At 66.1% G+C, this 21,680-nt stretch carries 23 protein-coding genes and 2 tRNA genes; 9 read left to right on the top strand and 16 right to left on the bottom strand.

What is annotated here, in order from left to right; translation table 11 throughout:
- The first annotated feature begins 46 nt into the window (after nucleotides 1–46).
- Nucleotides 47–2,107 (top strand): prolyl oligopeptidase family protein, encoded by a 2,061-nt coding sequence (locus tag ACFWU5_RS08040; protein WP_379266557.1) that lies wholly within the window; start codon nucleotides 47–49, stop codon nucleotides 2,105–2,107.
- Here ACFWU5_RS08040 and ACFWU5_RS08035 read toward each other — a convergent pair whose 3' ends face one another.
- Nucleotides 2,108–2,977 (bottom strand): alpha/beta fold hydrolase, encoded by an 870-nt coding sequence (locus tag ACFWU5_RS08035; RefSeq protein WP_379266556.1) that lies wholly within the window; start codon nucleotides 2,975–2,977, stop codon nucleotides 2,108–2,110.
- Nucleotides 2,977–3,609 (bottom strand): TetR/AcrR family transcriptional regulator, encoded by a 633-nt coding sequence (locus ACFWU5_RS08030; RefSeq protein WP_379266555.1) that lies wholly within the window; start codon nucleotides 3,607–3,609, stop codon nucleotides 2,977–2,979. The genes ACFWU5_RS08035 and ACFWU5_RS08030 overlap by 1 nt, the downstream gene beginning before the upstream one ends.
- A 479-nt stretch (nucleotides 3,610–4,088) precedes the next feature.
- Here ACFWU5_RS08030 and ACFWU5_RS08025 point away from each other — a divergent pair, with 479 nt between their 5' ends.
- The gene (locus ACFWU5_RS08025; protein WP_379243630.1) at nucleotides 4,089–4,910 is read left to right on the top strand and encodes a DUF4265 domain-containing protein; all 822 of its coding nucleotides are present in this window, start codon (nucleotides 4,089–4,091) and stop codon (nucleotides 4,908–4,910) included.
- Between the two features lie 10 nt (nucleotides 4,911–4,920).
- Here ACFWU5_RS08025 and ACFWU5_RS08020 read toward each other — a convergent pair.
- From ACFWU5_RS08020 to ACFWU5_RS08010, 3 genes are all read right to left on the bottom strand, one after another.
- Nucleotides 4,921–4,991, bottom strand: a tRNA-OTHER gene (locus ACFWU5_RS08020).
- 68 nt (nucleotides 4,992–5,059) lie between these two features.
- A tRNA-Lys gene (locus ACFWU5_RS08015) sits at nucleotides 5,060–5,132 on the bottom strand.
- A gap of 14 nt (nucleotides 5,133–5,146) precedes the next feature.
- Entirely contained in the window at nucleotides 5,147–6,574 is a 1,428-nt protein-coding gene (locus ACFWU5_RS08010; protein WP_379266554.1) for a hypothetical protein, read from the bottom strand.
- A 114-nt stretch (nucleotides 6,575–6,688) separates the two neighbouring features.
- Between ACFWU5_RS08010 and ACFWU5_RS08005 the strand changes: the two genes are divergently transcribed.
- Nucleotides 6,689–7,141, top strand: a complete 453-nt coding sequence (locus ACFWU5_RS08005; RefSeq protein ID WP_379266553.1) for an SRPBCC family protein — start codon at nucleotides 6,689–6,691, stop codon at nucleotides 7,139–7,141.
- 49 nt (nucleotides 7,142–7,190) lie between these two features.
- Here ACFWU5_RS08005 and ACFWU5_RS08000 read toward each other — a convergent pair whose 3' ends face one another.
- Entirely contained in the window at nucleotides 7,191–7,640 is a 450-nt protein-coding gene (locus ACFWU5_RS08000) for a MarR family winged helix-turn-helix transcriptional regulator (protein ID WP_379243636.1), read from the bottom strand.
- A gap of 114 nt (nucleotides 7,641–7,754) precedes the next feature.
- Here ACFWU5_RS08000 and ACFWU5_RS07995 point away from each other — a divergent pair, with 114 nt between their 5' ends.
- Nucleotides 7,755–8,705: an SMP-30/gluconolactonase/LRE family protein gene (locus ACFWU5_RS07995; protein WP_379266552.1), complete on the top strand. Its 951-nt coding sequence runs from the start codon at nucleotides 7,755–7,757 to the stop codon at nucleotides 8,703–8,705.
- Here ACFWU5_RS07995 and ACFWU5_RS07990 read toward each other — a convergent pair.
- Nucleotides 8,689–9,468: an alpha/beta fold hydrolase gene (locus ACFWU5_RS07990; RefSeq protein WP_379266551.1), complete on the bottom strand. Its 780-nt coding sequence runs from the start codon at nucleotides 9,466–9,468 to the stop codon at nucleotides 8,689–8,691. The genes ACFWU5_RS07995 and ACFWU5_RS07990 overlap by 17 nt on opposite strands.
- 187 nt (nucleotides 9,469–9,655) lie before the next feature.
- Between ACFWU5_RS07990 and ACFWU5_RS07985 the strand changes: the two genes are divergently transcribed.
- Nucleotides 9,656–10,456 carry a DUF6585 family protein gene (locus tag ACFWU5_RS07985; RefSeq protein ID WP_379266550.1) on the top strand — a complete coding sequence of 267 codons (801 nt, stop codon included), beginning with the start codon at nucleotides 9,656–9,658 and terminating at the stop codon, nucleotides 10,454–10,456.
- Nucleotides 10,457–10,624: 168 nt separating this feature from the next.
- On the opposite strand, the gene ACFWU5_RS07980 is transcribed toward ACFWU5_RS07985, so the two are convergent.
- From ACFWU5_RS07980 to ACFWU5_RS07965, 4 genes are all read right to left on the bottom strand, one after another.
- Nucleotides 10,625–10,951: an XRE family transcriptional regulator gene (locus ACFWU5_RS07980; protein WP_379266549.1), complete on the bottom strand. Its 327-nt coding sequence runs from the start codon at nucleotides 10,949–10,951 to the stop codon at nucleotides 10,625–10,627.
- Nucleotides 10,948–11,313, bottom strand: coding sequence for a type II toxin-antitoxin system RelE/ParE family toxin (locus tag ACFWU5_RS07975; RefSeq protein WP_379266548.1), 366 nt, complete (start codon nucleotides 11,311–11,313; stop codon nucleotides 10,948–10,950). The genes ACFWU5_RS07980 and ACFWU5_RS07975 overlap by 4 nt, the downstream gene beginning before the upstream one ends.
- Before the next feature lie 144 nt (nucleotides 11,314–11,457).
- Nucleotides 11,458–13,083, bottom strand: a complete 1,626-nt coding sequence (groL, locus tag ACFWU5_RS07970) for a chaperonin GroEL (RefSeq protein ID WP_379243650.1) — start codon at nucleotides 13,081–13,083, stop codon at nucleotides 11,458–11,460.
- Nucleotides 13,084–13,291: 208 nt separating this feature from the next.
- The gene (locus ACFWU5_RS07965) at nucleotides 13,292–14,023 is read right to left on the bottom strand and encodes a Clp protease N-terminal domain-containing protein (protein ID WP_379266547.1); all 732 of its coding nucleotides are present in this window, start codon (nucleotides 14,021–14,023) and stop codon (nucleotides 13,292–13,294) included.
- Between the two features lie 72 nt (nucleotides 14,024–14,095).
- Between ACFWU5_RS07965 and ACFWU5_RS07960 the strand changes: the two genes are divergently transcribed.
- The gene (locus ACFWU5_RS07960) at nucleotides 14,096–15,334 is read left to right on the top strand and encodes a hypothetical protein (RefSeq protein ID WP_379266546.1); all 1,239 of its coding nucleotides are present in this window, start codon (nucleotides 14,096–14,098) and stop codon (nucleotides 15,332–15,334) included.
- 155 nt (nucleotides 15,335–15,489) lie between these two features.
- Here the strand turns inward: ACFWU5_RS07960 and ACFWU5_RS07955 are convergent, their stop codons facing one another.
- The 5 genes from ACFWU5_RS07955 to ACFWU5_RS07935 all read right to left on the bottom strand — a co-directional run bounded on the left by ACFWU5_RS07955 (nucleotide 15,490) and on the right by ACFWU5_RS07935 (nucleotide 19,553).
- On the bottom strand, nucleotides 15,490–16,572 hold the full coding sequence (locus ACFWU5_RS07955; protein ID WP_379266545.1) for an NAD(P)/FAD-dependent oxidoreductase: 1,083 nt from the start codon (nucleotides 16,570–16,572) through the stop codon (nucleotides 15,490–15,492).
- A gap of 82 nt (nucleotides 16,573–16,654) precedes the next feature.
- A complete protein-coding gene (locus ACFWU5_RS07950; RefSeq protein ID WP_379266544.1) occupies nucleotides 16,655–17,530 on the bottom strand; it encodes an RNA polymerase sigma-70 factor in 876 nt (291 codons plus the stop codon).
- 100 nt (nucleotides 17,531–17,630) lie between these two features.
- Nucleotides 17,631–18,500 carry a CDP-alcohol phosphatidyltransferase family protein gene (locus ACFWU5_RS07945; protein WP_379243660.1) on the bottom strand — a complete coding sequence of 290 codons (870 nt, stop codon included), beginning with the start codon at nucleotides 18,498–18,500 and terminating at the stop codon, nucleotides 17,631–17,633.
- Nucleotides 18,497–19,210 (bottom strand): phosphatidylserine decarboxylase, encoded by a 714-nt coding sequence (locus tag ACFWU5_RS07940; RefSeq protein WP_379243662.1) that lies wholly within the window; start codon nucleotides 19,208–19,210, stop codon nucleotides 18,497–18,499. The genes ACFWU5_RS07945 and ACFWU5_RS07940 overlap by 4 nt, the downstream gene beginning before the upstream one ends.
- Nucleotides 19,211–19,280: 70 nt before the next feature.
- A complete protein-coding gene (locus ACFWU5_RS07935; protein ID WP_379243664.1) occupies nucleotides 19,281–19,553 on the bottom strand; it encodes a GlsB/YeaQ/YmgE family stress response membrane protein in 273 nt (90 codons plus the stop codon).
- A 239-nt stretch (nucleotides 19,554–19,792) separates the two neighbouring features.
- On the opposite strand from ACFWU5_RS07935, the gene ACFWU5_RS07930 reads away from it, so the two are divergent.
- The 3 genes from ACFWU5_RS07930 to ACFWU5_RS07920 form a co-directional block, all read left to right on the top strand.
- Nucleotides 19,793–20,821 (top strand): beta-ketoacyl-ACP synthase III, encoded by a 1,029-nt coding sequence (locus ACFWU5_RS07930; protein WP_379266543.1) that lies wholly within the window; start codon nucleotides 19,793–19,795, stop codon nucleotides 20,819–20,821.
- A 188-nt stretch (nucleotides 20,822–21,009) separates the two neighbouring features.
- A complete protein-coding gene (locus ACFWU5_RS07925; protein ID WP_379243668.1) occupies nucleotides 21,010–21,201 on the top strand; it encodes a hypothetical protein in 192 nt (63 codons plus the stop codon).
- A 24-nt stretch (nucleotides 21,202–21,225) separates the two neighbouring features.
- A partial coding sequence (locus tag ACFWU5_RS07920) for a response regulator (RefSeq protein ID WP_379266542.1) occupies nucleotides 21,226–21,680 on the top strand: 455 nt, incomplete at its 3' end.

Below are 21,680 nucleotides of genomic sequence, written 5' to 3'. Positions count from 1 at the left end.
CCGGCTCGCCGGACGTGCGAATCCCCACATCGGCAACAATGTGGGGATGAGCGGCGTTGAGCAGAACGTGACCGATCCCTATCTCTGGCTCGAGGACGTAACCGACGAGGGCGCGCTGGACTGGGCGCGCGCCCGCAACGACGTGGTGGCGCGACGCTTCGCGGCCACCGACCGGTTCGCCGACCTGGAGCGTCGCATGCTCGCGATGCTCGACGACGACACCAAGATCGCCTTCCCCGGTCGGCGCGGGCCGTGGCTGTACAACTTCTGGCGCGACGCGCAGCATCAGCGCGGGCTGTGGCGACGGACCACGTTCGAGTCCTATGCCACCGGCGATCCCGAGTGGGATGTGCTGATCGATGTGGACGCGTTGGCCGAGGCCGACGGCGAGAACTGGGTGTGGGCGGGCGCCGCGGTGCTGCGGCCCGCGCAGGAACGCGCCATCATCCACTTGTCCCGCGGCGGCGCCGACGCCAAGGTCGAACGCGAATTCGACCTGACCACAAGGCAATTCATCGCCCCCGAGGACGGCGGGTTCTACGTCCCCGAAGCCAAGACGCGGATCAGCTGGATCGACGCCGACACCGTATACATCGGCACCGACTTCGGACCGGGATCACTCACCGACTCCGGGTACCCGCGCATCGCCAAGCGCTGGCATCGCGGCACCGAATTGTCCGCTGCGGAAACAGTATTCGAGGGTAAGGCCAGCGATGTCTCGATCGGCGTCGGGTACGACCGCCACCCCGGTTACGAACGGCACGTGCTGACCCGTTCGACCGACTTCTTCAACAGTGAGGTGTCGCTGCTGCAGGACGGGGAGTGGCGCCTGATCGAAACCCCGACCGACGCCGACGTCGACTGGTACCGCGACTGGCTGCTGGTGCGCTTGAAAACCGAGTGGACACCCGGTGACACCACCTTCCCGCCCGGCAGCCTGCTCGTCACCGACTTGAACGACTTCCTTTCCGGGGCAAGGGACTTCGAGGCACTGTTCACCCCCGACGCGCATACCTCACTGGACGGTTGGGGATGGACCGAGAACCATCTGATCCTGTCCACCCTGCAGGATGTGCAGACCGGCTTCCGGGTGCTCACCCCCGGACCGGACGGCTGGGCGACCAGCGAACTCACCGACGTCCCGGCGATGTCGTCCACCTCGGTCACCAATATCGACCCGCTCGAGGGCGGCGACGAATTCATGCTCACCACAACCGGTTTCACCACCCCGACCACGCTGCTCAGCAGCGCGATCGGCGAACCGGCGGTGACGCTGCGACAGGCGCCGAGCTACTTCGACGCCACCGGCATCGAGACCGAGCAATTCTTCGCCACCTCCGATGACGGAACCGCGGTCCCCTACTTCGTGATTCGGCATCGCGACCGTCGCGGCACGCCCGGACCGACGATCATGAACGGCTACGGCGGCTTCGAAATCTCCAAGACCCCCGGCTATCTGGGCGGCACGGGCATGGCGTGGCTCGAACGCGGCGGCACCTATGTAGTGGCCAATATTCGTGGCGGCGGCGAGTACGGCCCCGAATGGCACACTGCCGCACTGAAAGAGCACCGCCACCGCGCCTTCGAGGACTTCGCCGCCATCGCGCGCGACCTGGTCACCCGCGGCATCACCACCCCCGACCGCCTCGGCGCGATCGGCGGCAGCAACGGTGGACTGCTGATGGGCGTGATGCTCACCCGCTACCCGGAACTGTTCGGCGCCATCGTCTGCCAGGTCCCGCTGCTGGATATGCAGCGCTATCACCTGCTGCTCGCGGGTGCCTCGTGGGTGGCTGAGTACGGCGACCCGGACAAGCCGGAAGAATGGGCTTACCTCAGCGAGTACTCGCCGTATCAGAACACCGATACCGGCAAGCAGTACCCGCCGATCCTGCTGGCCACCTCCACCCGCGACGACCGGGTGCATCCGGGTCATGCGCGAAAGATGGCCGCGCTGTTAGAATCTCAGGACCGCACCGTCTGGTACTACGAGAACATCGAGGGTGGGCACGGCGGTGCCGCCGACAACAAACAGGCGGCGCACCTGACCGCGTTGGTCTACGAGTTCTTCATCCAGATGCTGATCGAAGGGCGACGCTCGGCCTAGTCAGCGGTCGCGCAACCACTTCTCCACCGCGTCGACCGTGGAATCCGGATTGGTGATCCAGCCGTTGTGCCCCAGGGCCTCCGGCTGGAACCACCGGGTGACCTGCGTGTTGGGCAGCTTGCTGAGCAGGTGATCGGCCGAGGTCTGCGGGGCCATGTCATCGCCCGCCACGGTGATCGACAGGACCGGGAACTTCAACCGCGACATGCGCTCGTCATAGTCGATATCGGCGCCGACGGGCACGAAGCGGCCGGTGCGCGCGAGCCTGGCCCAATCCGACATCAGCACCTTGGACTGACGGCCGTACGCACGCTTGCCGAGCAGGTCTCCCGGCCAGAACCCGGCCAGGTTCGACGCCACCGCCACCGCGGCCGTGCCCACCAGCATGCCCGGCCCGAACACCCCGCGATAGCCGCGGAAATACGGTGTGCCGGAAGCGATCAGGATCAACCCACCGAGCCTGCCGCGCACCCGTGCCGCGTACATCGCCGACAGCTGGCCACCCATGCTGTGGCCGAGCAGGTACGGGGTGCTGGCAGGGAACCTGTTACGCACCGCGGCCAAGATCGCGGGAAAGTCCACGGACACCAATTCGTGGTAGCCATAAGTACTTTCGGCGTCAGGGCGGTGAGTGCTGTCGCCCTGGCCGCGCATTTCGCCGATCGCGACGTCGAAACCGCACGCGGCCAACCGATGTCCGAAATACTCGTAGAACTCACCGGGCACCGCCAGTCCGGGCGCGATGACCACGACCGGTCGCGGTGCGTCGGGCGTGACCGGATGCCGATGCGCGCCGGTGGCCGGAATGAGCCGCACCGGCAGGGTGCTGCCGTCGGGTACCTGGATCTCGACGATCTCGACCCGCGCCATCAAGCCCCGACCGCGCCCATGATCACCCGGCTCAGCACCTTGATCACCTCATCGAGCTCGGGGCGAGGGTCGCTGCCGCTCCACCCGTCCACGACGTAGTTCACCGCGCCGATGATCGCCAGCACGCGCAATTCGTAGTCGCCGGTGGGGATTTCACCGTGCATGGCAGCGTCCTCGGCGGCGCTGGCCAGCAGCGAGCCCCACACGCGACGCAGTTCGAGCCGGAACTTCTCGACCTTGGGGCCTGCCCCGACCACCTCCACCAGCGCCACGCGCGCCTTGCGCGGATCGTTGCCGATGGACTCGACATACGCCCGCACGGCCGCGTCGATCTGCTCGAGCACAGTGCCTTCGGATTTCTCCTCCAGCGCGGTAGCCACCGCCTCGCGCGAGTACCGGTCGATCTGCTCGTACAGCTCGAGCAGCAGCGATTCGCGGCCGGTGAACTCCTCGTAGAACTGCCGAGACGAGAGCCCCGCGTCCTTACAGATCGCTCCGACCGAGCTGTTGGCGTACCCGTCGCGCGCGAAGACCGTCAGGCCTGACTCCAGAAAACGCGCACGCCGCTGGCGTTGCCGGTCCTCTACGGGTTGCCCGGCATACATTCGTCCCGTATTCGCATCCTGTGACATTGTCGCTGACAATACCGAAGGGCCTGATCCCCTCGTCATGGATCAGGCCCTTCGGTACGCCCATTCGGCTAACCGCGCGTTAGCCGAAAGATGGCTACAGACGGCTCAGTTGCCCGAGCCCTGCACCGAACCGGTGCTCAGCGAGCTGGTGAGCAGGCCAAGCAGCAGGGTCAGGATGTTGCCGTCGCTGCTGTCATCAGTGATGTTGTAAAGCATGTGTCACTCCAAGTCGATGTTTTGTGACGCCGTTGTCACTGGCCATTTGCCGTCTCGGACGATACCGACGCAAATGTGAACAGGGAGTGTTTTAAAGGAATTTCCTAGAATTTTTTGTGAGGAAGGACAAGCCCCAAGAAGTCCGGTCTCGCCAAGGGTCCCCGCGCCCGGAACAACCGACATGTGAAACACGAGTGTACCGCTGTGCGGCACCCACTTTGCCCGTACCGAGGAGTAACGACCGCACCTGGCAAGCTTGCGGGATGAGCGCGAGTGCGGATGAGGATGTCGAGTACGTTCGAGTGGTGTTCCGGATCCCCGCCGATCCGAACGGCTGGCATGTGGCCGGCACCGAGCGGATGTGGGCCGTGCGGATCGCCGACGATCGAGTTCGACTGGCCAACATCCCTTTTCACGCGTACGGCTTCGCCGACGGTGACATTGTCGAGGTTTCAGCCGACGACGAGGGCGTGCTCTGGGCGGGCGCGGTGGTCGAACCGTCGCAGAACTGCACGATTCGGGTCATCCCCGTCGAGGGGTGCTTGCGCTCCGAGGTGCTCCAGGCGGTCATCGACGCGTTCGCGCCGTTGGGCGTCGAAAGCGAAGGCAGCCGCGAAGGGTTGGTCGCGCTGAACGTGCCGCTCGGCAGCGACATCGAGGAAGTCAAAGCCACACTCCTGCAAGGACACGCCGACAAACTCTGGTACTACGACGTCGGCACGGCCAACGACCAGTGGCGCACCGCCACCCCCACCCTCCCCGACCGCAACCCGAGCGACCCACCCCCCGACGCCTACGGCCGGTGCTTCCCCCACGACCTCGCCGCCTACGTCTACAACACGGTCGCCACCGGCGAACTCCCCGCCCGGGTCGTCGTCCACGACCCCGACGGCGAGTGGATCATCAGCGACGGCTCCGACGCCCCCTTGGGCGTTGACACCGCCACCATCTTGCACATCCATCACGTCCTCGACACCGATTCATCCCTGGCAGAACTGGCCACCCTCGCCCCGGGCCGCCTGGCCTGGCGAGACCAGCCCACCGACCCATGGACCATCGAAGACTTCGCCTACCCGGACGAATAGAAGGCGGACGTCTCGTCGACCGGGCTCGAACCGGCGCCCACCCGGGCCTAGCCGGGCGCTCTACCGCTGAGCTACGACGAGACATCCGCCGACACCCCCTCAACGGGGGTAGAACTGGTGCCCCTCGGCCTTGACCGAGGGGAAACCAGTGCCACTGACCGGGCTCGAACCGGCGTCCACCCGGTTAAGAGCCGGGCGCTCTACCACTGAGCTACAGCGGGCCCCGTGATCGTGCCTCACGGCAGGTAGGGGTGTCCACCGGATTCCGTGAGCACGGTGGCGGGGACGCCTGCCGAAAGTTCCTGCGCGTATTCGGCTTTGATCGGCTTGCCGCTGAAAACCCCTGCGCTGCGCAGCATTCCCGCCCAGATCGGGTCCGCAACCGACACACCGTGCACGAGTTCGGGTGTCGGACGGAAGGAGCCGACGTCGCCCGCCGCTTTGGGACCGATCCACCCGCTGCGTTCGGGATCGACGCCCGCGATCTCACAGACGTCGATGACTTCGGCGGCGGTGCAAGTCGCGCGACCGGCGAGCACCTCCCACGGCAACGGCAATGCGGCCCACACTTGGGTATCGGGATGCAGTCCCGACCCGGAGCGAAAGTGCATGGCGGCGAGATCGCCCGCGATCAGCATCATGGCCTTGCCGGGGCAGGCCACTTCGAGCAGGCCGGTCGCACCGGTGGCGTGCAGGCACGACAACCACGCCGCGCGCGCCGCGTTGTACGCACCGCACAGCAGATTCCACGTCGACGAATCGTTTCCGCTCCGCACGATCATCCGCTCACGGTCGAACGTGCTTGCCGCCCACACACTTTCCAGCACCTCGGCAGTGGAACGCATCGCCGCAAACCACCGACCCAGCAGTTCACCCCGCTGCTCATCGGTGAGGTGTTCGAGCACATCTCTGGTCGGATAGGCCTGGGCGATCATCCACCAGTCGGTGCCCGGATCGCGTCGACAACGGGCGAACAGCAGCTCCGCGATCTCGTCGAACGGATTCTCCCGGCCCGACAGCGTGAACTCGCGGCGCAGCTTGCGCTTTGCGGTGTAGTAGGCGAGGAAGCACGCCGCGTTCGGGTCGGCGCGGAACCTGTCGAGGGTGAGTTCGCCGGCGAACCCGGACTTGGCCAGCATCGTGAGATGGCGTTTGCGCTGCTGCGCGCCGAGGACGTCCGCTTTGGCCGTGACTCGCTGCAGCGCACGAAATCGCCTGTTGTACTGACGTTTCGAGATATCGACACCGGCGGACGCGCGGTCGCGCCGATTGAGTCGGCCGGTGCGAAAGTCGGGCCGCTGCGGGTCGAAGCGAATCGCGGCGCCCACCGACTGCGCGAACGACACCAGGGACTCAGGCACGTCGGGATCGATCTGGGCATCGATATCGAACAACCGACTGGTGGCCGCGACCTGCCGCGCTCCACCCACCGGACGCTCGAAATCGTCAGCCATGGAAGACAATCCGTTCCACCGCCCCGCGACACGAGCCACACTGCCCAGCCGACGACGGTCGATCAGCCCCAGGTCGTTCTTCAGCACGTACCAGACCAGCAACGCCACGCTCTCCGGCCGCAGCCGGGCGTCCAACGTCGCGTGCAGCTGGGCCAACGCATCGTCGGGCTCGAGCACCCCCATCTCCATGCCGCGATCATCACAAAGCATCCACGTCACGGCAAACGCTTTAGTCGCGAAGATCCGACCACGGGCGGAGGTAGGCGTGGTGACCGGTGCCTATGCTGAGCGTGACAGTCCGTCACGTATACCCCGGAGGCACCGTTGCCGAACACTCTCGAAGCCAGTATCGACATCGCCGCAGCACCGGAGAAGGTCTGGTCCGTACTCGCCGACCTGCGCCGCATGTCCGAGTTCAGCCCGACGACGGTGAAGATGGTCGCGGTCGGTGGCGTTCGCGACGGCGCGTACACCGTCAACGTCAACAAGGTCGGCTGGAAGATCTACCCGACCACCTCGCGCATCGTGCGCTTCGAACCGAACAAGGCGTTCGCGTTCCGCATGAACGAGAACCGCACGACCTGGACCTACGAACTGTCCCCCACCGCCACCGGCACCCGCGTGGTCGAGACCCGCACCGTCGACCCCAAGGGCCTGCCCGGCTGGCTGACCAAGGCGATCGACGTCGCGATGGGCGGCGAGCAGAAGTTCGAGGCCGATCTGGTCGCGGGAATGCAGGAAACCTTGAGCAAGGTGAAGGTCGCCGCCGAGCGCTGATTTCACCTCGAATCGAGAGCCCGCCGGAATTTCCGGCGGGCTTTTTTCGTCACCGCAGGTTGTCGCGGATCTCGTCGAGTGCCTGCGCGCTGCGCGTGAGCAACTCCTGCAGCGCCGCCAGTTCGGATGCGGTGAATCGGTCGGCCAGCGCCCGCTCCACCGCGATCGCACGACCGTCGGCATCGTTCATCACGGTCCGACCCGCCTCGGTCAGACGGGTTTCCAGCACGTTTTTGTGCCACTCGTGCGGGGTGCGATCGACCAGGCCGCGGTCCTGCAGGTTGGTCAGCACAGTGTTCATCGTCGGCGGGGTGACACCGGCGAGCCGGGCCAGCGCCGCGGCCGAGATGCCGGGATTCTCCGCGAGGTGCAGCAGCGCGCTGTACTGCGGAACGGTCAGCCCGGCCGGTTTCAGCGCGGCCGTCTTCGTCGCCATCACGGCTTGTTCGGCGCGCTTGATGTAGCTGCCGAGCCTTTCGGCGGCGGGCATGGAGGTCATCTGTGCATGGTATCCGCCCATCATTTCGTAATCCTCTTGACGATCATAACGACTCTAATCTACGTTACTGTCTATCTTTAGATGTCTTGCATTACATCGCTGAGAGGCTTCATCATGTTGCGAACCGTCGCCGCCGCCGCGGCCTGCCTGGCCCTGACCGCCTGCGGGAGCTCGCCCGCCACACCCGTATTGAGCACCGCGTACGAACTGCCCGGCAACGCCGTGTACCCCGAGGGCATCGCCTTGGACGCTCACAACGGCGACACCTATGTCGGGTCGTTCGCCGACGGTGCGGTGTATCGCGCAGCCGCAGGCGACTCGCGCGCCGAGGTGTTCCTGCCCGCGGGCGCGGACGGCAGGAAAACCGCGAACGGCATGAAGGTCGATCGAAGCGGTCGACTGTGGGTGATCGATTCCGGTGCGGGAGTGAGTGTTTACGACATCGCGTCACGTACGCTGCTGGCGAGATTCGCCGTGCCAGGCGAGGCGCCGCGTTTCGTCAACGACCTGGATTTCGGCGCCGACGGGACCGCCTATCTGACCGACAGCATGCGCAATGTCGTATACCGGGCCGTAATCGGCTCCGGCAGTGGCGAATTGACCGTCGCGTACGACCTGACCCCCACGCTCGGTCCGCGAGATCCAAAGGTGTTCGAGCTCAACGGCATTGTCGCCGATCCGACCGGGACCTATCTGATCGTCGTGGCCATGTCAGCGGCCCAGCTGTACCGCATCGACCTCACCGGCGACGCGGATCCGATCCGCAAAATAGCGCTGACCGGCGGCGACGCACTGCACGGCGACGGTTTGGACCTGCGCGGGGACACGCTGTGGATCGTTCACAACCTCGACAACACGATCAGCCGGTGGACCCTCACCGACGACGGCCGATCAGCCACTCGCACAGGCGAATTCCACGATGCGGCGCTGAATATTCCTACAACGATGGTGCATTCGGGTGATCGAGCGTTGATCGTGTCGTCCCAGTTCGACAGGGGCGGGCCGCTGGGCCAGGAAGGTACGCCGGGAGCCTTCGTGGTTTCGGCAGTCAGCGGGTTCCAGTGATGAATTCGCTTAGTACGGAAACGAATTCGTCCGGTTGCTCCACCTGCGGGGAGTGGCCCGAGTGTTCAACGAGATGGGTCTGCGCACCGGCGTCGGCGAAACGGGCGAGGGTTTCGGTGCTGTCGTAGAGGTAGTCGTGGCGGCCGTGGATGGCGAGGACGGGCTGAGCGAGGGCTCGCACGCGGGCGTCGAGAGGGTGCGCGGCGAAGTCGTCGGCACGGGGGCCCGCGGCGTAGGCCAGGCCGCCGGGCAGGGTCGCGCGGAAATCGCGAACCAGCGCGTCAGCCAATCCGGGTGCCGAGTCATAGCGGAAGCGGGGCGCGAAGGCGGTGCGACAAGCCAACCGGATCACCGGGCCGGGTGTCAGGCGTTGCGCCAGCCGCACCGACCACGGCCGGACAACCCACTTCGCGACGGCGGGGATGCTGGCGATCTCGTAGTCCGGAGCCTGACCGACGAGCACGACACGGACCACCCGGTTCGACCTCGCGGCCAGCTCCAGCGCGATCTCGGCCCCGAACGAATGCCCGACCACCGTCACGTCGGTGAGGTCGAGTTCCTCGAAGAGCGCGCTGAGCGGGGCAGTTCGGGCAGCGGCGGAGAAATCCCCGTCGGCGCCCGCCTCGCGCATATCGACCCGGATCACCCGAAAGTCACCGACCATCCGCTGCGCTACCGCCGCGAACCAGTCGACGGATCCCGGAATGCCGTGCAGGAACACGATCGTGGGCGCGGTGGGCTCGCCTTCGTCGAGAAAGAACACGTAAACCACCCTAGAGCAGGACCTTCGACCCTCGACAGTGCTGGTGAACGCGGATTCTTCGTCGGTGGTGCCATCGGCTGAACCATTCCGGCCGGTCGCGGCCGGGATTTCCGAATCGCACCGGTGGCATTATTCCGTCGGTTCGCATACGCTTCGCCGCGGATGAAAACGCCTCATGGAGGGATTAGTGATCACTCCGCACAGGCCGGATGACCTCGCCGACAATCGGCATGCGGTGCCGTTGACCCAGCTGATACACCTGATGGCGGAGTATCAGCAGCTCGGCGCGCACCGCGACACCTTTCTCGCGACCCCGGCCGACGACACGTTCGTGCGCGGCTGCGGCATCGTCGCGGGCTGCATCGCCACCATCGGTGTCATCATCGGGGCGGTCGGCGCCTGGCAGGGCGGTATCACGCTGCTGGTGATCGCGGCCGCACCCGTGCTGCTCGCGTTGCGACGCGGTGTGATCAACCGGCAGAACCGGGCCGCGCGGATCGACCTGTTCGACCACGGTGTCACCGTCTACCGGTCGGGCCAGCGCGTGGCCGGATTCCGTTGGGACAGCACCGAAGTGCGTCAGCACGAGATCCCGTTCCACGACACCACCCCCGTGCACTACCTGCTGGAACTGTCGGGCCCCGGCGGCGTCGAGGCCACCATCGACGAAGAGGGCTTCGCCCGCGCCCGCGAATGGGCCAGAGCCATCCAATCCGCGGTCACCGCAACCCAACTCCCCACCGCGGTCACCGCCATCGACAGCGGCGAAACCGTCCCCTTCGGCGACCTGGCCCTATCCCTGGACGCCCTCACCTACCGCGCCGAAGCCCTGCCCTGGGAAGACATCCAACTCATCGACGCCCGCAGCGGCCACATCCGCATCAAACTCTCAGGCATGTGGATGTCCCTGGCCCCCGTCAGCACCATCCCCAACTTCTACATCTTCAACGAGTTGGCGGAGAGGTTGCGCCTCACGCCGGTGGGCTAGTCGCGCGCGGGGCGTGGAACCGCTGTCGAGTCGGGTCGCTCGGCCAACTGGTGGGCGAGCTGGGCTTCGAGTTCTCGCTGGCGCGCCTGCTCGACTTTCGCCGGATCAGTTTGCCCTCGGCCTCTGCCTGCGCCCGGACGTCTCGCCAGCTCCGCACGTTGATTCCCATCAGCCGACAACGAGCCGTTCCGCGCCGAAGTCCGCGATGATTTCCATTCGGCCGCCCAAGGCCTCGATATAGGCGGCGAGGGTTCGCAATTCGCTGACGGTGATCGCTGCACGTTCGATCGCGGACACCCGTTCCTGACGCACCTGCATTCTGGCGGCCACCTCCGCTTGCGTCAGCTTGAGACGTTTGCGCATGTCGGCCAGTCGCACCGCACGACTCACCGCGACGAGGTGTTCAGCGCCCGCTTCGACCTCGGCCCGATCCTCCGCATCCGGGAAAAACTCCGTAAGGAAGCTGTCGCGGTCGTAAGAATGAGTGTTGCTCATTGCTGTGTCCTCTCCTTCTGGTAGAGCTCGTACCGGGACTCGGCGTCCGGGATCGCCGATCGGTACCAGTCTTTCCAGTTCCCTGCCTTGTCTCCTGCCACCAGGAGAACTGCGTTGCGCGCTGGATCGAAGACGAACAGAATTCTGATCTCACTCCTACCCGACGAACCCGGGCGCAACTCCTTCAAGTTGTGAAGCCTCGAAGCCTTGATTCGGTCAACTAACGGACGACCCAAGGCTGGCCCATCCTCCAGCAGGGCCGCTATCGCCTTGCCGATGAGAATCGCCGTCTCCCTGTCCGTCTGCCGCACGCCGTGCAGCCAATCGCGTACTTCCTCGACCATCTCCAGTCGGTAGCTCACCGCGAAGATGCTAGACCCATAGTACTCTTATGTACTAAATTTGGCGGACCGACATCCTCATCGCCCCGACCCGGCACGACGAAGGCCGGTCCACTCGGAAGTGGACCGGCCTTCGGGTGGAACTGGTTGCCTAGGTGGCTGGACTCAGAAGTCCATGCCGCCCATGCCGCCGGTGGGGTCGCCCGCGGGGGCGGACTTCTCCGGCTTGTCGGCGACGACTGCCTCGGTGGTGAGGAACAGGGCCGCGATGGAGGCCGCGTTCTGCAGTGCCGAACGGGTCACCTTGACCGGGTCGGCAACGCCGGCGGCCAGCAGGTTCTCGTAGACACCGGTGTCGGCGTTCAGGCCTTCGCCCTCGGGGAGGTTGGAGACCTTCTCGGCCACGACGCCGGGCTCGAGGCCCGCGTTGAAGGCGATCTGCTTGAGCGGGGCCGACAGCGCGACGCGCACGATGTTGACACCGGTCGCCTCGTCAGCGGTCAGGCCCTTGAAGCCGTCGAGCGCGGGGGCGGCCTGCAGCAGCGCGACGCCACCACCGGCAACGATGCCCTCTTCGACGGCGGCCTTGGCGTTGCGCACGGCATCTTCGATGCGGTGCTTGCGCTCCTTGAGCTCGACCTCGGTGGCGGCACCGGCCTTGATCACCGCGACGCCGCCGGCCAGCTTGGCCAGACGTTCCTGCAGCTTCTCACGGTCGTAATCCGAATCCGAGGACTCGATCTCGGCGCGGATCTGCTGCACCCGGCCCTTGATGGCCTCCGGGTCGCCCGCGCCTTCGACGATGGTGGTCTCGTCCTTGGTGACGACGACCTTGCGCGCCTGGCCGAGCAGCTCGAGACCAGCGGTCTCCAGCGACAGGCCGACCTCTTCGCTGATGACCTCGCCACCGGTGAGGATGGCGATGTCGGCCAGCTGGGCCTTGCGACGGTCACCGAAGCCCGGCGCCTTGACGGCGACAGACTTGAAGGTGCCACGGATCTTGTTCACGACCAGGGTCGACAGGGCTTCGCCCTCGACGTCCTCGGCGATGATCAGCAGCGGCTTGCCGGCCTGGATGACCTTCTCCAGCAGCGGCAGCAGGTCCTTCACGGTCGAGATCTTCGACGCGACCAGCAGGATGTACGGATCCTCGAGGACCGCTTCCTGACGCTCGGGATCGGTCACGAAGTAACCGGAGATGTAGCCCTTGTCGAAGCGCATGCCCTCGGTGAGCTCCAGCTGGAGCCCGAAGGTGTTGCTCTCCTCGACGGTGATGACACCTTCCTTGCCGACCTTGTCCATCGCCTCGGCGATGAGCTGGCCGATGGCCGGGTCGCCCGCGGAGATACCAGCGGTAGCAGCGATCTGCTCCTTGGTGTCGATCTCCTTGGCGGTGTCGAGCAGTCGAGCGGTGACCGCCTCGACGGCCTTCTCGATGCCGCGCTTCAGACCCAGCGGGTTCGCGCCGGCCGCGACGTTGCGCAGACCTTCACGTACGAGCGCCTGGGCCAGCACGGTGGCGGTGGTCGTACCGTCGCCGGCGACGTCATCCGTCTTCTTGGCGACTTCCTTGACCAGCTCTGCGCCGATCTTCTCGTACGGGTCCTCGAGGTCGATCTCCTTGGCGATGGAAACACCATCGTTGGTGATCGTGGGGGCGCCCCACTTCTTCTCGAGCACGACGTTGCGACCCTTCGGGCCCAGCGTCACCTTGACAGCGTCGGCGAGGGCGTTCAGACCCCGCTCGAGACCGCGACGGGCCTCTTCGTCGTACGCAATTGTCTTGGCCATTGCGTTGAGATCCTCCACATGTCTATGGCTGACACACGAGACGACCACAGGTTGGATCGCCCCAAAGTACGCTGGCCAGGAGGTGCCCGCGACGGACGACCGAGGGTGTCGATGGAACCCGATCTCACCGTCCCGACCTGGCACTCAACAGTCACGAGTGCCAAGCCCATTTTTAGCACTCAGGTGGTGAGAGTGCAAGGTTGACGCCTCAGTCCTGATCCTGCGTCGCGGCGAGGAACTGATTCAGCAGCTCGACGAGTTCGGCTTCGACGACGGCCTTGTCAAGGCCCAGACCGGTGAGTACGCCCGCGCCGTTCTCCTGCTCGAGCAGCGCCAGCAGGATGTGTTCGGTGCCGATGTAGTTGTGGCCGAGGCGAAGTGCCTCGCGAAAGGTGAGCTCGAGGACCTTTTTCGTGTCACCGTCGAACGGGATGAGCGCGGGCACGTCACCGTCGGCGGCGGGCAACGACGCGGCCGCGGCCTCGCGCACCGCGTCCAACGTGACGCCCCTGGCGACAATCTCCTTGGCGGCCAAGCCTTCCGACTGGCCGATCAGACCGAGGATCAGATGCCCGAGCGCGATCTGACCGCTGCCCGAAGCGCGGGCGGCTTCCTGGGAGTCGACTATGACCTGCCGAGCCCGGTCGGTGAACTTGGCGAAGCCGGCTTGCGGGTCCATGGCGGCGGTGTCGCTGGGCCCCTTGGGGACGAAGCGCTTCTGCACGGCCTGCTTGCTGACGCCCATGCTGGCGCCGATGTCGGTCCAGGAGGCGCCGGAGCGGCGGGCCTGGTCGACGAAGTGGCCGATCAGGTGGTCGGCGGTTTCGCCGAGGTGGTTGGCGGCGACCACGGCGTCGGAGAGTTGGTCGAGGACGTTGTCGGGGCGGGCCTTTTTGATGCCGTCGATGAGGTCGTCGAGGCGGAAGTTCGGAGTGCTCATGCGTCAACTGTAGGTTGACGATGTGGCTGCGTCAACAGTTGGTTGACGGTCAATTCCTGGCAGAGTGTCGCCATGGGGAGATTTCGGCGCTGGGCGCCGCGAGTGGTGGGGATCGTCGTGACATTGGCTTGCCTTGTCGGCGCCGGGCGACTGCTGTGGCCGCAGGCGGGCCTGGACGAACAGCCCGGATCGACGGAACGACAGTTGACTTTCGTGCGCGATTCGCTCGACGAGGGCTCCGATACCGCTGCGCAGGAACTGTTTCCGGAGGGGTACGTCTTCTCGAACGTGCTCTACGGCCTGGCGTGGGTCCAGGCCGCGCACACCGATTCAGCTTTACGCGACAAGGCGGTACGTGAATCACGGTGGGCGCTGGCACGATTGGAGTCCGACGAAGGACGGGCGATATTCAGCCCACAGCTGCAGCCCGCGTACGGGGTGTTCTGGGCCGGCTGGACGAACTGGTTGCGCGGGGCGATCTTGTCGCTGGATAGATCTAACACCGAAGAGGTACAACGCTTTTCCACGCACAGCTCCGAAATCGCGCAGGCATTCACCGCAGCCGAAACGCCGTTTCTCCAGGCCTACCAGGGCCAAGCCTGGCCAGTGGACTCCACCGTCGCCATCGCATCGCTGCGCCTGCACGACAAGCTGTTCGGTGCAAAGTACGAGCCGGTGATCGATCGCTGGCTCGAACAGGCGAAAACACGGCTCGACCCTGCCACCGGACTACTACCGCACCAGGTTTCACCAGCGGACGGACCGATGACGACCGGTGCACGGGCAACCTCGCAAACGGCGATCCACCGATTCCTGCCCGAGATCGATCCAGCCTTCGCCGAGAGCCAATACGCGCTCTATCGCGAACAATTCGTCGCTTACCCAGGCGGTTTCGGGCCCGCGCTTCGTGAGTATCCGAAGGGGGTCGACGGTGGCGGCGATGTCGACTCGGGACCGCTGATCGCCGGCATCAGCCTGTCCGCCACGGTCGTCGCCCAAGGTGCGGCCCGGGTGAACGGTGACCGCGATCTGGCGGCCGCGATCGGTTCCGAAGGCGAGTTGCTCGGACTGCCGGTCAGCTTGCCCGGCTCCAAGCGGTACGCGTTCGGGCTGATGCCGATCGGGGACGCGTTCGTGGTGTGGTCGTCGACGGCCCGCCTACTGACCGAGCCGACGACGGCGGTCGAGCGGGACCTGCACTGGTGGTGGCGACTTCCGTGGCTCGGCGTGCTCGCCCTGATCGCGATCGCACCCTGGACCTGGACACTGATCCGCCACGCGCGACGCACACCGACCGCACTGCGCGACTGATCGCTCAGGCGACCGGGCATCCACAGTGCCCGAAGAGTGCGCACTCGATGCGGCGACCTCGCCGACCCCCGGCGTAATCGACCAATTCGCAGGCCCCAGGGTCGAAATCGGGGCTAAACGGCAGCGAATTGGTCGATTACGCCAGTCTGTGCGAACTATCGCAGCCCCACCGTGAACGCGGTCCCGCGCACGATCAGTTCCTTGATCACCGCACCGAGCCGCCCGGTCACCACCGTATTCGTGGGGGTGTCGTCGGCCTTGACCACCTGGAATACCGCGTCACGACGGCCGAGGCTGATGCACTGCGCCACGTAGCGCCCCTTCATCGGCTCGGGTTCGCGGCCCTTCGCCCGTGCCGTGATCGCGCCGACCACGTACTGCCCGGCGGGAATGGCTGTCGCACAAGCCATTCGCAGCGGACGCCCGTCCACGCCGATCATCAGGGCGGCGTCGCCGATGGCGTAGATATCCGGGTGCGAGACCGAGCGAAGGGTCTCGTCGGTGCGGATGCGACCGTCGGCGGCGACCTCTAGACCGGCGCGGGCGGCCAGGTCGGAGACGGTGAAACCGGTGGTCCACACGGTGGTTGCGGCGGGGACCAGGGTGCCGTCGGCGAGCCGGACCGCGTCGGCGAGCACCTCGACAACCTTGGCGCCGGAAAGGATTTCCACGCCGAACCGGGTGAGCGCGGACCGGATCAACTGGTGAGCGCGCGGGGAGAGCCAGGCGCCGGGGTCCTCGGAGCCCAGCAGGCTGATCTGTGAATCCGGGTGCGACTCAGCGAGTTCGGTGGCCAGTTCGATGCCGGTGGGGCCCGATCCGACGATCACGATCTGGCCCGACAGCTCGGTCACGTCTTCGGCCGTGGCGACGAACTTCGCGTGCTCGGCGGCACCGGGCACCGCATTGCGGTCGGCCTGGCTGCCGAGGGCGTAGACCAGGGTGTCGTAGTGCAGCGTCCACTCGCCGTCGATGGCGACGATCTTGCGCTCCGGGTCCAGGTCGGTAATCCGGGCCTGGATGAACTCGATCCCCTTGCGCCCCAACGACTTCTGCAAGTCGAGCCGCTTGACCGACTGACCGGCCGCGTCCTGGTGCAGACGCACCCGCTGGACGAATTCGGCGCGGCCGTCCACGACGGTGATCTTGGTGTCGCGAGTCTTCTTCGCGAGGGCGCGGGCGGCGGTGAGTCCCGCGTACCCGGCGCCGAGGACGACGATCCGATGCTGACCGGTCATGGTGTGGCTCCTTCGCTCGATGCCTACACACACCAGACCGAACAGCCCTCGAGTTCCTGACAGGTCTATGCAGTGACCTGCATCACACCATGACGGCCGACAACTTGACGGGGTTCACGACGGTGCGAACTGTCGCGATCGCACCCGCCTCGTCGAAATCGAACACGAGCACACCGGTGGGCACCTCGTCCTGAATCAGGATCAGCCCCACATCGCCGTTGATCTCGGCGAAGTCGAACCGTGCCGTCGGACCGAGGAAACGCCGCAGCTTCGACAGGTAGCGCGCGACCACATCCCCGCCGACCACCGGAATCTTCGCCGCGACAACCTTGCCGCCACCATCGGCGATCGACACCACGTCATCGGCGAGCAGTTCACGCAGCCCACCCACATCCCCGGTCGACGCCGCCTGCAGAAACTTCTCGATCATCGTGCGCGCATGCTCGGCCGACACCACGAACCGCTGCTTCCCGGTGCGCACCCGCTGCCCCGCCCGATGGAAAATCTGCTGGGTATTGGCCTCGGTCAGCTCGAGCATCCCTGCGATCTCCGCATGCGGATACCCGAACGCCTCGCGCAGCACGAACACCGCGCGCTCGACCGGACTGAGCCGTTCCATCGCGGTGAGCAGCGCCAACGACACCGACTCCCGTTCCTCGACGGTCCCCAACGGTCCGAGCGCACCACCGCCGGTGGGTACCGGCTCCGGAAGCCATTGCCCCACATAGGTTTCGCGTCGCGCGCGAGCCGAAACCAGCTGTGTGCGACACAGATTCACCGTGACAGTGGTCAACCACGCCTCAGGATTGTCGATCTCCCCGCGATCGGCCAACGCCCACCGCAGGTAGACCTCCTGAACGGCGTCCTCGGCCTCGCTCGCCGCGCCGAACATCCGGTAGGCCAGCGAGAACAGCCGGGGCCGGTGCTCCATGAACTCGGCGGCGCCGTCGGATTCCATCTGTGCCTCTTTCGTCGGAACCACGCTGCGCGGACACTGTGCGCTTCGACGGTCGAAAAGTCGACCACTCTCACGCAGAATGTCCGCTCAGCGTGGATGTCTAGCTATCGTCGCGCGGCCGACGCAGACGCAACCGGGCCGACCCACGAATAGCGGGCCGACGAATCGCGGGCATCTTGCGCTGTGCACGCCGCTGCGCACGCCGCTCAGCGGGCTTGTGCTGCCAGGTCTCCGGCCGCGCGGCCACCCAGCGAGCCGACCGCCACGCGAACGGAATGTGCGCCAGATACAGCGCCACCAAGATCAGCAGCAGGACGATCGGATAGGTCACCAGCAGCGCGGCGGCCAGGGCGGTCAGCACCAGCAGACCCGCCGCGGCCTGCGGAGCAACAGACACCGACTTCATCGCCAGAGTCGGAATCGTGCTCACACACAGCAGCGCGGCGAAGATCGTCCAGGCCGCGACGAAAGCGAAACTGTCCCACCACCCGTCACCGAACTGCACCTTCAACGCGATCGGCACCAGCGCGATCAACGCACCTGCGGGCGCGGGCACCCCGACGAAGTACTCCCGCGCCCAGTTCGGCCGCGAATCGTCGTCGAGCAAAGTGTTGAAACGAGCAAGGCGCAGAACAAGACTCACCGCGAACAGCAGCGCGACGATCCAGCCCGCGCTGTATCCGTCGAGCAGGGTCACATAGATGACCAGCGCGGGCGCGACACCGAACGAGATGGCGTCCGACAGCGAATCGAGTTCGGCGCCCATCTTGGAGGTCGCGTCGAGCATGCGCGCCAGACGGCCGTCGAGGGTGTCGAGCACCGCGGCCGCGCCGACCATCGCCAAGGAAATGCCCAGCTCGCCGTCGAGCCCGAATTTCACCGCCGACAGGCCCGCGCACAGCGCGAGGATGGTGACCACGCTCGGCAGCAATCGCACCGAGCGTGGGCGCTTACGAGCCCGGTCGATCATCCCAGCACAGCCAGGACAGTCTCGGCCCCGATCGTGCGCTGCCCGGGGGTGACCAGCAGTTCGGTGCCGACCGGGAAGTACGTGTCCACGCGCGAACCGAACCGGATCAGGCCGTAGGTGTCGCCGATGGTGAGCAGGTCGCCCACGCGGGCGTCGCAGACGATGCGCCGGGCCAGCAGGCCGGCGATCTGCACCACCACGACCTGTTTGCCGTCGGCGGTGTCGATGACCATGCTGTTGCGCTCGTTGGCGTCGGAGGCCTCGGGCAGATCCGCGGACAGGAACGTGCCCGACTGGTGCAGCACCTCGCGCACCGTGCCCGACACCGGAACGCGCTGCACGTGCACGTCCAGCACCGACAAGAAGATGCTCACGCGCGGCAACGGCGTCTCGCCGAGTCCGAGTTCGACGGGCGGGATCGCGGTGTCGACCAGCGCGACCTCACCGTCGGCGGGGGCGACGACGATGCCCGGCCGGTTCGGCGGCACGCGGTGCGGGTGCCGGAAGAACGCGGCGCAGGCGGCGGCCGCGAACAGACCGGCGCGACGCACCCACTTGTTGCGGCCACCGATGACGGCCACGGCCAACGGCGCGGCGACGAACGGCAGTCCGGCGGGGTGAAGCGGGGGTACAGCGGCCCGCACCAAGTCGACGACATGTCCGACGCCGGTGGTATCGGGCGTGCCGGACGGGGTGGGGCGGCGTGCCACGGGCTCCCTCTTTCGTGTGATGACTACAAGCGATCACACCTTACGGGAAGCCCGTGGCAAGCACCTGTGGTCAGTGGACAGATTTGCGTCCGGTGAACATCTTCACCAGGTACAACAGCACGCACGCGCCGACCAGACAGGTGATGAAGCTGAAGATCCAGCCCGCGCCTTCGACATCGACGCCGAACAGGCTGAGCAGGAAACCGCCGAGCAGTCCGCCGATGACACCGACCACGATGTTGAGCAGGATGCCCTGCTGTGCGTCGGTCTTCATGAACTTGCTCGCGATCCAACCGGCCAGACCGCCGATGATGATCCAACTGATGATGCCGAGTCCGAGCATGGTGTCCTCGATCCCTCGAAGGGTCGGCGAGCAAACGCCTTGTGTCCACGATATACCCGCCTCGGCTTGTGACAATCCACACTCACATATCAGATCCGCACGCTAATATGAGGAAGCCTCATGTCTTCAGCGTTCATATCGAATCCACGCGCGGGTCACTGCTGATGAGGGACAGATTTCGTTGCTTCGGGTACACCCAGCGGTGCTGCCGCCGGTTGACAGGTACATAGGAGACACACATGGCTGCTCGAATCGCCCAGACCACGGGTGCTGAGCACACCGCGATCCTCGGATTGGGCGTCTACCGCCCCGCCCGGGTGGTCACCAACGACGAGGTCGCAGGGCCGATCGACTCCAGTGACGAGTGGATCTTCACCCGCTCCGGCATCAAGTCGCGGCGCTTCGCCTCGGCCGAGGAAACGATCCAATTCATGAGCGTGGCCGCCGCGCGCGACGCCATCGCCGCCGCGGGTGTGCAGACCGATCAGATCGACTGCGTCATCGTGGCCACGTCAACGCACCTGCTGCTCACCCCGGCCATCGGGCCGCGGATCGCCACCGAACTCGGCATGACCGGCTCGGCCGCATTCGACATCTCGGCGGGTTGCGCCGGGTTCTGTCACGCGCTGGGCATGGCCTCGGATCTGGTCCGCGCCGGCACCGCGCAGCACGCGCTGGTGATCGGCGTGGAAAGGCTCACCGACACCCTCGATTTCACCGACCGCTCGACCGCGTTCCTGTTCGCCGACGGCGCGGGCGCGGTCGTGGTCGGCCCGTCGAACGAGCAGGGCATCGGCCCGACCGTGTGGGGTTCGGACGGCACCCAGCACCACGCCATCCGCCAGACCAAGGACTGGATGGAGTTCTTCGCCGAGGTCGACGAACAGGGCACCGACGCGGTGCGCCCCTACCTCACGATGGAGGGCACCGCGGTGTTCCGCTGGGCCGCGCATTCGCTGGAGAAGGTCTGCCGCGAGGCCATCGACCGCGCGGGCCTGACCACCGAGGATCTCGACGCGATGATCCCGCACCAGGCCAACGGCCGGATCATCGAGATCATGGCCAGGGTGCTGAACCTGCCGGAGAACTGCGCGCTGGCCAACGACATCGAGGAAGCGGGCAACACTTCCGCGGCATCGATCCCGCTGGCCATGGAGGCCCTGCTACGCAAGGGCGAATCGACCCCGGGCGACACCGCCCTGTTGATCGCCTTCGGTGCCGGACTGTCTTACGCCGCACAAGTTGTCCGCCTGCCCGCCTGGAAATAGCTGATCAGCAAATCTTGCGAATCCCCGGTGGCCTGCGACGAAGCAGGCCACCGCGCGGTTGGCTCGCCGAGTCCACCTACTCCCAGTTGCACCAACTCGGACATACTGGCAAACTTTTCGCTACCGACGTCAGCTGATCGACGAAGCTCAGCCTCCGCGTTCCCGTCGTCAACCCGAGGTGATCGGCCGTGAAACTGCGCTCTCTCCTGCCACGCAAGCCCATCAACGAGATCCCGCTGCTGCCCAGCATCGGACCCGACGAGGCCTTCGCGCTCCCCAGCGCGTTCGTGCCGCGCGGCACCCGTCTCAAACGCGAGGAACGCCTCGAACGACTGCTGACCCCCGGCGAACTCGATCTGGTGCTGCACCACCAGTTGTGACCCCACCCTGAAATACTCGGTGCGGTGAGCACTCCTGCGGTAACGAAACCGGCCATTCTGAGCGTTGACGACGACCCGGGGGTTTCCCGGGCGGTGGTGCGGGACCTGCGGCGGCGGTACGGCGCCGACTACCGGATTCTGCGGGCGGAATCGGGTCCGCAGGCGTTGGAAGCGTTGCGGGAGATGAAGTTACGGGGGCAGCCGGTAGCGGTGTTGATCGCCGACTATCGGATGCCGGGGATGGACGGGATCGAGTTCCTCGAGCAGGCGATGGACCTGCACCCCTACGCGCGGCGGGTGCTGCTCACCGCGTATGCCGACACCGATGCCGCGATCAACGCGATCAACGTCATCGACCTCGACCATTACCTGCTCAAGCCGTGGGATCCGCCGGAGGAGAAGCTGTACCCGGTGATCGACGGGCTCCTGGACGTGTGGCGCGGCGCCGAGCAGCGGCCGGTGTACGAGACCAAGGTGGT

The organism is Nocardia sp. NPDC058640 (assembly GCF_042716995.1).
GTDB lineage: Bacteria > Actinomycetota > Actinomycetes > Mycobacteriales > Mycobacteriaceae > Nocardia.
Note: the sequence above shows the minus strand (reverse complement) of the source record. Positions and strands in the feature narration are given on the sequence as shown.